The following is a 9,920-nucleotide window of genomic DNA, read 5'->3' as shown; positions in this document are numbered from 1 at the left end:
GCGCCGGCCCGGGGCGGGTGGCGAAGCATCGGGGTGGCCTCGCGCCCGGAGACGACGGTGCCCCGTCCGCACGAGCGGTCCTCGATCGGGGGCCGACTCCGGCCCCGCTCGCTCGGACAGGCGTCTTCGTCCGGCTCGAGGCGGAAACGACGGCTGTCTCGGCGGTGTGAGCGGGCGTGGTGTCGTCTGCCCGGGCCGCTCGGAGGTGCGGTCGGGAGTTGTCGGTGGTGGTCATTACCCTGGCCGGCATGCGTGTCGCGAGCTTCAACGTCAACGGAATCCGGGCCACTCAGAGGCGGGGGTTCGATCGTTGGCTGGCCGAGCGCAACTGCGACGTCGTCGCTCTTCAGGAGATGCGCTGCCCGGCCGCGATGCTGCCCGACGGGGTCTTCGGTGACTACCACCTCGCGTACGACCAGGGCACGATCAACGGGCGCAACGGGGTCGCGGTGCTCACGCGGCACGCGCCGGAGGCGGTGCGAGGGTGGGGCGCCGGCGTGCTCGTCCGAGCGCCGGGGGAGAACCACCTCGAGGCCACCGATCACGATGTCGCGTGGCCGCTCGCGCGTGACCTGCGACGGTTCGGGGGCGAGGGCCGGTACGTCGAGGTCGATCTCGCCGAGGCGCCGGTGACCGTCGCTTCGCTCTACGTGCCCAAGGGCGGGCTCCCCGAACATCTGCAGCGTCCCGGCGGCCGGGAGGAGCCGGACGGAGGAGCGAAGTACGCCCGCAAGATGACGTTCCTCGCGGGGCTCGCCCGGCACATCGGGCATGCGCGGCGCGCGGCGGCGGCCCGGGGCCGGGAGTACCTGCTCATGGGCGATCTCAACGTCGCTCCCACCAGGCAGGACCTGCGCAATTGGCGCTCGAACCAGAAGTCGGAGGGATTCCTGCCCGAAGAGCGCGAGTGGTTCGCCTCGATCCTCTCGCCGCGGTCCTTCGTCGACGTCGTGCGGAGGCTGCATCCCGACGCCGACGGGCCGTACTCGTGGTGGAGTTGGCGTGGCCAGGCGTTCGTCAACGACGTCGGGTGGCGCATCGACCACCACCTCGCCACCCCGGCGCTCGCCCGCAGCGCGGTCTCTGCCGTCGTCGATCGCGAGGCGAGCTACGAGGAGCGGCTCTCCGACCACGCCCCCGTGGTCGTCGACTACGACTTCTTTCCCGAGCCCGCGCATCCGGTCGACTCGATCGTGTCAGCAGGGAATGGAAACCACTCCGCGATCGGGTGATGTCGCTGCAGCAGCCTGGGCGGATGCGTCGTCGACCGATGTGAAGGGTCAAAGCCGTCTCAATATTCGACCCGCACAGTTTGCCGCCGCCCATGGCAACTGGTCCCCATGACGACAACTCGCCGGGTTCCGACCAGAACGCTAGGGTCGTGACCGGGCTTTCCCCCGTCCGCATTGCGGTTGGGCGTGGCTTTGTGGTCGGCGTCGAACCTCTTGCGGGCGCCGTTGGCGAACGTGCAAAGAAAGAGGAGTGGCGAAATGGCCAGTAAGAAGTTCACCAACGCGTCGATCTACCGCAACGACGAAGCCACGGAGATTCTCGTCACGGGCGGCGTGATCACTGACATCGGGACACATCTCGGCGACGCCGACGAGGTCATCGATCTGGAAGGGCGATTGGTGGCGCCCCCGTACGTCGATTCCCACCTGCACCTGGACTACGCCTATACCGGTCGCGATGACGAGGCCGCCGACAACACCAGCGGCACCCTGTTCGAGGGCATCGACCGCTGGTCCGAGATCAAGAAGAACCAATCCGTGGAGGACGTCAAGCGTCGCGCGATCCGTGCGATCGAGGAAGAGGTCTCGCACGGAGTGCAGTACATCCGTACGCACGCTGACGTCACCGACCCCCGCCTCACCGGTGTCAAAGCACTCCTCGAATTGAAGGAAGAGCTCGCCGACAACGTCACCCTGCAGGTCGTCGCATTCCCCCAGGAGGGCATGTTCGCGTACAAGAAGGGTGCCGAACTCATGGAGGAGGCGCTCAAGCTCGGCGCGGACGCCGTGGGCGGCATCCCGCATTTCGAGTGGGCGCGCCAGTACGGCGAAGAGTCCGTGCACAAAACCGTCGACCTCGCGCTGAAGTACGACAAATTGATCGACGTGCACTGCGACGAGACGGACGATCCGATGAGCCGGTTCGTCGAGCTTCTCAACGCCCGCGTGATGATCGAGGACATCGGCCCGCGCACCACCGCATCGCACACCTGCTCGTTCGGCTCGGCCGACAACGCCTACGCTTTTCGCATGATCGGGCTCTTCGCGAAGTCCGGCATCAATTTCGTGGCGCCCACGACCGAGAACTCCTATCTGCAGGCTCGGCAGGACAGCTAGCCCAAGCGCCGCGGCGTGACCCGGATCAAGGAGTTCCTCGAGAACGACATCAACGTGAGCCTCGGGCAGGACTCGATCGTGGATCCCTGGTACCCGGCCGGTAACGGAAACCTCATGAACGTCCTCGACAATGCCATTCACGTCGCGCAGATCATGTCGTTCTCGCAGATGGAAACTGCGTTGGACCTGATCACCTACAACGGCGCCAAGACGTTGAGCCTGACCGATCAGTACGGGCTTGAGCCCGGGCGGGCCGCCAACTTCATCGTCCTGGACGCTCCCGACGCGTTGGAGGCGGTGCGCCGGCGTGCCGACGTGCTCGCGTCGGTGCGCAACGGCGAGTATCTCTTCAAGAAGACGGTCACCTTCGACCCCGAACTGGACATTCGACGCGCGACACGGTGATCGACGCGTGGCTGCGGGCCGCCATCGCCCGCCGACCGGATCGTGTCACGCCGACCTAATCGTGCCATCCGGTGACCGGCGGGTAGCTCCGACACAAACGTCGCGTCGCAACCGGACAATCGTCGGCCCCGCGGTGGGAGGATGCCTGGATCGGAGAGGTGCGACTCGGGGCCCTCGGAGGGCCGTCGGAGGAGTCGGAGAGGACACGAGATGGCAGAGGCGGGCGTCTCGCGGCGCACACTGCTCAAGGGGATCGGCGCGGCCACTCTGCTCACCGGCGTGAGCGGATGCGGCGGATCCGGTGGGCGCGAACGGATGCAGTTCCACCTCAGCAAACCCGAGGCGATTCCGTACTTTCGCAAGCTCATCGATCAGTTCAACGCCTCGCAACAGGAGATCGAGGTCGTCTTCGACACCGCCTCCAACCTGCAGGCCGGCTTCCTCCGGGGCAATCCGCCCGACCTGGGGCTGCTCAACTACAACATGGAGATGGCCCGGTTCATGGAGCGCGGCGCCCTCTCCGATCTGTCGGACATGGCCGAGACCAAGCGCGTCCTGCCCGAGGTGCAGAAGCTCGTCGATCAATACGCGACATATCCCGGCAGGGTCAGTGTGTTGCCGTACTCGGTCATGGCCGCCTCGGTGATCTACAACAAGACGATGTTCGCCGAGCACGACCTCGAAGTGCCGACCACCTGGGAACAGCTGCTTGCCGTGTGCGCCACATTGGCGAAGAACGACGTGCTCCCCTTCTACGCCACGTACGCCGAGCCCTGGTCGGTCGCTCAAGGCTGGTTCGACTACTCGGTCGGCGGAATGGTCGACGTGGCGCGGTTCTTCGAGAGGCTGCGTGCGGAGGGGACGAGCGTCGGCCCGAATTCCCCGGTGTCGTTCGAGAAGGACTTCGCCGAGCCGGTCGAACGGATGAAGCAGTTGAGCGACACCTACACCAACAAGGACGCGGCGAGTCGTGGCTACGGTGATGGCAACCTCGCCTTCGCCCAGGGCAAGGCCGCCATGTACCTCCAGGGGCCGTGGGCGTTCGGCGAGATCGCCAAGACCTCTCCGGATCTACAGCTGGGGTGTTTCCCCCTGCCGATGACCGACGACCCGGCGTCGCGAAAGGTGCGGGTGAACATCGACCTCGCCGCCTGGATCCCGCAGGACTCCGAACACAAGGAGGCAGCCCGCAGGTTCCTCACCTACCTGTTCCGCCCCGAGGTGATGAACGAGTACAACAAGGCGCAACTCGGCTACGGCACCACCACGGATTCGGCTCCGGTGACCGACTCCCGCATCGTCGACATGAAGCCGTACTACGAGAAGGCGCTCTTCTATCAGGGCCCGTCCAAGGCCATTCCGCTGACGATCCCGACGGAGAACTACATGCAGGGCGTCGTCACCGGTAGCCCCGTGGTGCCCACCCTGCGCACCCTCGACGCCGACTGGGCCCGCCTGGCCCTGCGTCAGTGACCGCCCACGCACACGAGGATCCAGACATGGCCACCGCACCAACGCCATCGGCGCCCACGTCATCGCAGTCGACCGCCTCGGCAGCCCCGACGATGCGACACCGCCGTCGCCGCGTCGAGGGCATCTATTACCTCTTCCTGCTGCCCGCCCTCCTGCTCTTCACACTGTCGATCACCCTGCCGGCGGCGATGGGCGTGTTCTACAGCTTCACCAACTCCATCGGGTTCGGTGACTGGGATTTCATCGGCCTCATCAACTACCAGGCGCTGTTCACCGACCCCGCGATCTGGGAGAGCTACGGCTTCACGATGTTGTTCGCCGTGACGACGGTCGTCGTGGTCAACATCGTCGCTTTTCTGCTCGCGGTGGGGCTGACCAGCAGAATCCACCTCAAGACACCGTTGCGGGCGATCTTCGTCATTCCGATGGTCGTCTCCGGCATCATCATCGCCTACGTCTTCAACTACCTCTTCTCCAACTCGCTCCCGGTGCTGGGGCAGAAGGCGGGCATCGCGGCGCTCAGTGAGAGCATCCTCGCCAATCCCGACCTCGCCTGGCTGGCGATCGTATTCGTCACCGCATGGCAGGCGATTCCGAGCACCCTGCTCATCTACATCGCGGGTCTGCTCTCGATTCCCGGCGACGTGTACGAGGCCTCGTCGATCGACGGAGCCTCCAAGTTGCAGACGCTCATGAGGATCACGGTCCCGCTCGTGGCCGGCTACGTCGTCATCAACGTCATCATCAGCTTCAAGAACTTTCTCAACTCCTACGACATCATCATGGGCCTGACCGAGGGTGGCCCGGGCACGTCGACGCGGAGTATCGCCATGACGATCGTCACCGGCTTCACCGGTGGCGACTACGCCTATCAGATGGCCAATGCGACCGTCTTCTTCCTCATCATCCTCATGCTCTCGGCGGTGCAACTCGCGGCCACCCGCGGAAGGAACGTGTTCTGATGACGATGCAGGCGAACCTCCCCGCCACCGAGGCCGTCCCGCCCGGCGACAACGTGCGGGCCCGGCCCGGTATGAGTCGACAGGAACGGTCGAGCTGGTCGACGACGATCATCCTCCTGCTCTGCACGCTCACCGTCATCGTGCCGCTGTACGTCACGGTGTCGATGGCGTTCAAGACCACGAAGCAGTCGGTCGACGGCAACGCCTTCTCGCTGCCGGCGCCGTTCAGCCTCGACGGATTCCGCGAGGCGTGGACCCTCACCGGATTTCCCAAGGCGTTCCTCATCACGACGGGTGTCACCGCGGCGACGGTGATCGGCACGATCCTCCTCGGCGCATTCGCCTCGTACGCGATCTCGCGCAACTGGAACCACCGCCTGTTCAGATGGTCGTTCTATTACCTGCTCGCCGCGATGTTCATTCCGTTCCCGGTGCTCGCGCTGCCGCAGATCCGGCTCACCGGATTGGCCGGCCTCGACAACCCGGGCGGGGTCATCCTGCTGCACATCATGTTCCAGCTCAGCTTCAGCGTGCTGCTGTTCACGGCGTTCCTGCGTTCCATTCCCGCCGAGCTCGAGGAAAGCGCGCGGATCGACGGGGCCTCGACGTGGCAGACGTTCTGGCAACTGATCTTTCCGTTGCTCGCCCCGATGAGCGCCACGGTCGGGATCTTCGCGTTCCTCGCCTCATGGAACGACTTCATGATGCCGTCGCTCATCACCTCCGACCCGTCCTTGCAGACGCTGCCGGTCGTGCAGAGCATCTTCCAGACGCAGTTCAGCAACAACTACAACGTCGCCTTCGCGTCGTATCTCATGGCGATGGCTCCCGCGATCATCGTCTACCTGTTCACTCAGCGCTGGGTCATGGAGGGCGTGACGCAGGGCGCGGTCAAGGGATGAGCCCGCGGCGGCTCAGGAGAGCAGAGCACGCAGGTCGTCGGCCGTGAGCGCAGAGCCGAAGGCAGCCCCCTCGTCGACGACCTTCGCGAAGAGGTCGCGTTTGCGTTCCTGCAGGTCACGGACCTTCTCCTCAATGGAGTCCGCGGCGACGAGGCGGTAGACCATGACCGACTTGTCCTGCCCGATGCGGTGGGTGCGGTCGATGGCCTGGGCCTCCGCGGCAGGGTTCCACCAGGGGTCGAGCACGTACACGTAGTCGGCTTCGGTGAGGGTGATGCCGAACCCGCCGGCCTTGAGCGAGATGCAGAACGCTGTCGCGTCACCCTCGCGGAACCGTTGGAGGGTGGCCTGACGGTCGCGGGTGCGCCCGTCGAGGTACTCGGTGGCGACCCCCGCCGCCTCGAGAGCCTCGCGCACCTGCCGCAGGTACCGCGTGAACTGGCTGAAGATCAAGGCCCGGTGGCCCTCGGCGGCGAGCTCGGTGAGGTGCTCGACGAGGACCTCGACCTTGCTCGGCTCGACCTGCGCGTACTCCGGGTCGAGCATCGCGGGGGAGAGCGCCATCTGCCGCAGCGTGGTCAACGCCGACAGCACCGCGACCTGGTTGTTCGGGAGATCCTTGAGCAGGCCCATGACACGCTGGCGTTCGCGCTGAAGGTGCTTGTCGTAGACCCGCCGGTGCACGGGATTCATCGGCACGACGAGCGTCTGCTCCTGCTTGGGCGGCAGGTCGGAGGCCACGGCGTCCTTGGTGCGGCGCAGCACGAACGGCGCGATAGAGCGGCGCAGCGAGGCGAGCCGCACGTCGTCGCCGCCGACCTCGATCGGCGTGCGGTAGTCAATGGAGAAGTCCTGCGGCATCGGGTAGAGCATCGGCGCGGTGAGCGAGAGCAGCGACCACAGGTCCATGAGCGAGTTCTCGAGCGGTGTGCCGGTCATCGCGAGCGTGAAATCGCGCTCCATGCGGCGCACGACCTGGTACGTCTTCGCGCGGTGGTTCTTGACGAACTGGGCCTCGTCGAGAATCAGTGCCCGCCAGGCGATGTCGGTGTACGACTCCTCGCCGAGTCGCACGAGCGTGTACGACGACAGCACGACGTCGACCTCGGCAGCAACGGTCGCGAGCGGCTCGCCGCCCTCCCTCAGTCGCTTGGACTCGGTCTCGGTGAGCATCGCCACGCGCAGCTGTGGCGCGAACCGTGCGAGCTGCTCGGCCCAGGCCCCGACGACGCTCGTCGGCGCGACGACGAGCACCGGCGCGCCGAGATCCTCACGCTCACGCGCGCGTTCGAGCAGGGCGATGACCTGCACCGTCTTACCCAGACCCATGTCGTCGGCGAGGATGCCGCCGAGCCGCGCGTCCCACAACGTCGACGCCCAACGCAGTCCCTCGGCCTGGTACGGGCGCAACTCGGCGTTCAACCCCGCGGGCACCTCGGCGGACGACGCGGCAGCGTCGGGGGTCAGCGCCTCGCGCAACGCCCCGACCCGATCGGCGAACCGGCTCGCCTGGCGCTCGACGACACCGAGCGCCGCGAGCTGGTCGAACAACCCGACGTGATAGACGGAGACGCGCAGCTTGCCGCTGTCGCGATCGACGAGCGCGCGTGACTCCTCGATGAGCTCACGCAACCGGTCCAGAGCCGGCGTCTCGAGCGAGAAGTACGTGCCGGAGGCGAGCAGCAGCCGGGAGTCGCCGCGCACGATCGCGCGGATGATCTCGGCGACCGGCACGTTCTGCCCGTCGACGGTGACCGTGACGTCGAGATCGAACCAGTCACGCTCCTCGGGGCGCTCGTCGAGAGCGACGTGGACGACGGGTTCGCCGATCGCGGGCCCGTACTCCGGCACCTCGCCGTCGACGACGACGTCGACATCGTCACACGCCTCCAACCAGGGCAGACACTGCTCGGTGAACGTCGCCGCACCCATCCCCACCAGCGATACCGGCGAGGCGAGCCGCGGCCGGCCGGCGATCGTCGGCAGCAGCCCCGGGCGTTCGCCGAGGGGGCCGCGGGCGAGGCGGTCGAGCACCTTCTGCTCGGACTCGAGCTGCCGGAAACCGGGGATGCTGTGGTCCGCGAGAGGGATGACGCGCGTCTGGTCGCCGACCGGGTAGAGCCACGACCAGTCGAGCCACGTCGTGTGCCCCTCCCGGTAGCGGGCGGACAGCCGCAGGCGAGGCGGTTTGACCTCGGGAATGCGCACCGACGCCGACGTGCGCACCGGCATCGAGCGTCGCAACGCGGGCAGATGGGTGGTGAAGAAGCGGAGCAGATCCTGCTCCGGAACCCGCACCGGCCGCGGATCGAGGAGAAGCTGTCGGGCCCCGTCGGCGAGAAGCTCCGGCGTCGGCCCCATCGTCACCCGCGACGGACTCGCCACGGTGATGCCGTGCGCCGGGTCGCCGACCGGACGCACGATGCCCTCGATGCGCACCTCGACGTCCTCCTCGGGTCCGCCAGGGCGAAACGCGGTGGGTCGCAGGGTGAGTCCGCCGTCCTCGCTCGTGTCGAGGTACATGACGACTGTGAGTTCATCGGTGATGACGACGTCGCGGCCGTCGGCGGCGAACACCTCGACACCCGCCGTGACCAGGCGCCGCAACAGCGACCACACGTCGGGGCCCATGACCTCCAGCGAGAGGGTGGTCGCCGGCCCGTCGAACTTCGAGACCCGTACCGGGTTGGCACGGTCGATGGCGACGAGCGCCAGACGTTGGTGCTCGCCGAGGCGGCGATGCGGCTCCCGCAGCTCGGCCCACTGCGCGCCCTGGCCGGTCCAGATGCCGTCGGGGGTGCGACGCCGCGGACGCATCGTCACCGGGGCACCGGTGCGCGCCGAGAACTCCAGCGCGAGAGCGTCCTTGACGCCCGGCGTCTCCACCGGCTCGACGAGCGTCTCGGCCTCGGCTTCGGTCGTCGGGGTGGTGACGGCAGCCAGGCGCCGCTCCCACTCCGGCGTGCCGTCGTCGCTCACCTCGTCCTCGGGCAGGTCGCGCAGGATCGCGCGAGCGCCGAGCAGCACCCCCACGGCGTGCGCGCAGTTCTCCTTGACGCGGCACGTGCACGTCGAAGTCCAGGTGGGCGCACCCGCTTCGGTCTGCTCCGGACGCACCGTGGTCTCGAACTCGCGAACGTCGGAGCTCGTGTGATCGACGATGCGGATGTGCCCCCGCAGGGCGTCGTCGTCGAGCCACTCGATGCGATCGACGTGCCCACGCTTGTGGTGCTGCATGCCCCGGGTGAAGGTCGGCCCACCCGCCACCCGCACGAGTTCTTCGTCGGGTAGGCGGCTCACCCAATGCGACGTACTCGGCCCACCCATCCGACCATCGTAAGACGGCGTCCCGGGTGGCTGTCATCCTCGTCGGATCGATGGCCGCCCTCTGCGCCCCGGCGTCCTCGTCGAACCGGGGGAACGGCGGCCGGTCATCGAGACGATGATGTCGTCTGGGGTCGTATAGGGGAAATCCCATAACGCTCTATCGGGATCGATCGACCGAAGGGTGCGACTGTCGCCCACCACGCCGCTTTCGCAAGGGGGGAGACGATCGAAGCGTCTTCCTGCGTATTGGGAAAGGTCTAGATCGACTTATCGGCGCCGATCGCGCGTTGCTCGGGTCCTCTGTGCTCCTCTAGCCGCTCGGGTAGAGCCTCGAATCGATCGCAAGCCCGGCGGTCTCTGAGCTGCTCGCACAACAAAGACCGGTCACTGATCGGGTGGGCTCCGGTGCCGGCCCGGTGACCAGCAGTGATGCGGTGGGGCGCGTCAGGGCAGTGGCGAGTGACCGGTCTTTGTTGCGCGAACTCGGGGGCCACTGCCGTCGA

At 66.9% G+C, this 9,920-nt stretch carries 5 protein-coding genes and 1 pseudogene; 5 read left to right on the top strand and 1 reads right to left on the bottom strand.

Going from position 1 to position 9,920, the window contains the following annotated elements; genetic code table 11:
• Window positions 1–248: 248 nt before the first annotated feature.
• From BN1197_RS04470 to BN1197_RS04450, 5 genes and pseudogenes are all read left to right on the top strand, one after another.
• A complete protein-coding gene (locus tag BN1197_RS04470; protein WP_052465980.1) occupies window positions 249–1,232 on the top strand; it encodes an exodeoxyribonuclease III in 984 nt (327 codons plus the stop codon).
• A 258-nt stretch (window positions 1,233–1,490) separates the two neighbouring features.
• Window positions 1,491–2,753: pseudogene (locus BN1197_RS17985) on the top strand (amidohydrolase family protein).
• A 210-nt stretch (window positions 2,754–2,963) separates the two neighbouring features.
• On the top strand, window positions 2,964–4,226 hold the full coding sequence (locus BN1197_RS04460; RefSeq protein WP_040156416.1) for an ABC transporter substrate-binding protein: 1,263 nt from the start codon (window positions 2,964–2,966) through the stop codon (window positions 4,224–4,226).
• Window positions 4,227–4,252: 26 nt separating this feature from the next.
• The gene (locus BN1197_RS04455) at window positions 4,253–5,188 is read left to right on the top strand and encodes a carbohydrate ABC transporter permease (RefSeq protein ID WP_040156414.1); all 936 of its coding nucleotides are present in this window, start codon (window positions 4,253–4,255) and stop codon (window positions 5,186–5,188) included.
• A 71-nt stretch (window positions 5,189–5,259) separates the two neighbouring features.
• Complete coding sequence (locus tag BN1197_RS04450; RefSeq protein WP_052466006.1) at window positions 5,260–6,090, top strand: carbohydrate ABC transporter permease; 831 nt, start codon at window positions 5,260–5,262, stop codon at window positions 6,088–6,090.
• A 12-nt stretch (window positions 6,091–6,102) separates the two neighbouring features.
• On the opposite strand, the gene BN1197_RS04445 is transcribed toward BN1197_RS04450, so the two are convergent.
• Window positions 6,103–9,417: a DEAD/DEAH box helicase gene (locus BN1197_RS04445; protein ID WP_082043616.1), complete on the bottom strand. Its 3,315-nt coding sequence runs from the start codon at window positions 9,415–9,417 to the stop codon at window positions 6,103–6,105.
• Between the last annotated feature and the right edge of the window lie 503 nt (window positions 9,418–9,920).

The sequence above is a fragment of the Mobilicoccus massiliensis genome, from assembly GCF_000826525.2.
Classification (GTDB): domain Bacteria; phylum Actinomycetota; class Actinomycetes; order Actinomycetales; family Dermatophilaceae; genus Mobilicoccus; species Mobilicoccus massiliensis.
Note: the sequence above shows the minus strand (reverse complement) of the source record. Positions and strands in the feature narration are given on the sequence as shown.

Excerpts from the sequence above, each read along its gene's own strand:
- BN1197_RS04470 (WP_052465980.1), top strand. The coding sequence starts at position 249 with ATGCGTGTCGCGAGCTTCAACGTCAACGGAATCCGGGCCACTCAGAGG.
- BN1197_RS04460 (WP_040156416.1), top strand. The coding sequence starts at position 2,964 with ATGGCAGAGGCGGGCGTCTCGCGGCGCACACTGCTCAAGGGGATCGGC.
- BN1197_RS04445 (WP_082043616.1), bottom strand. The coding sequence starts at position 9,417 with ATGGGTGGGCCGAGTACGTCGCATTGGGTGAGCCGCCTACCCGACGAA.
- BN1197_RS04455 (WP_040156414.1), top strand. The coding sequence starts at position 4,253 with ATGGCCACCGCACCAACGCCATCGGCGCCCACGTCATCGCAGTCGACC.
- BN1197_RS04450 (WP_052466006.1), top strand. The coding sequence starts at position 5,260 with ATGAGTCGACAGGAACGGTCGAGCTGGTCGACGACGATCATCCTCCTG.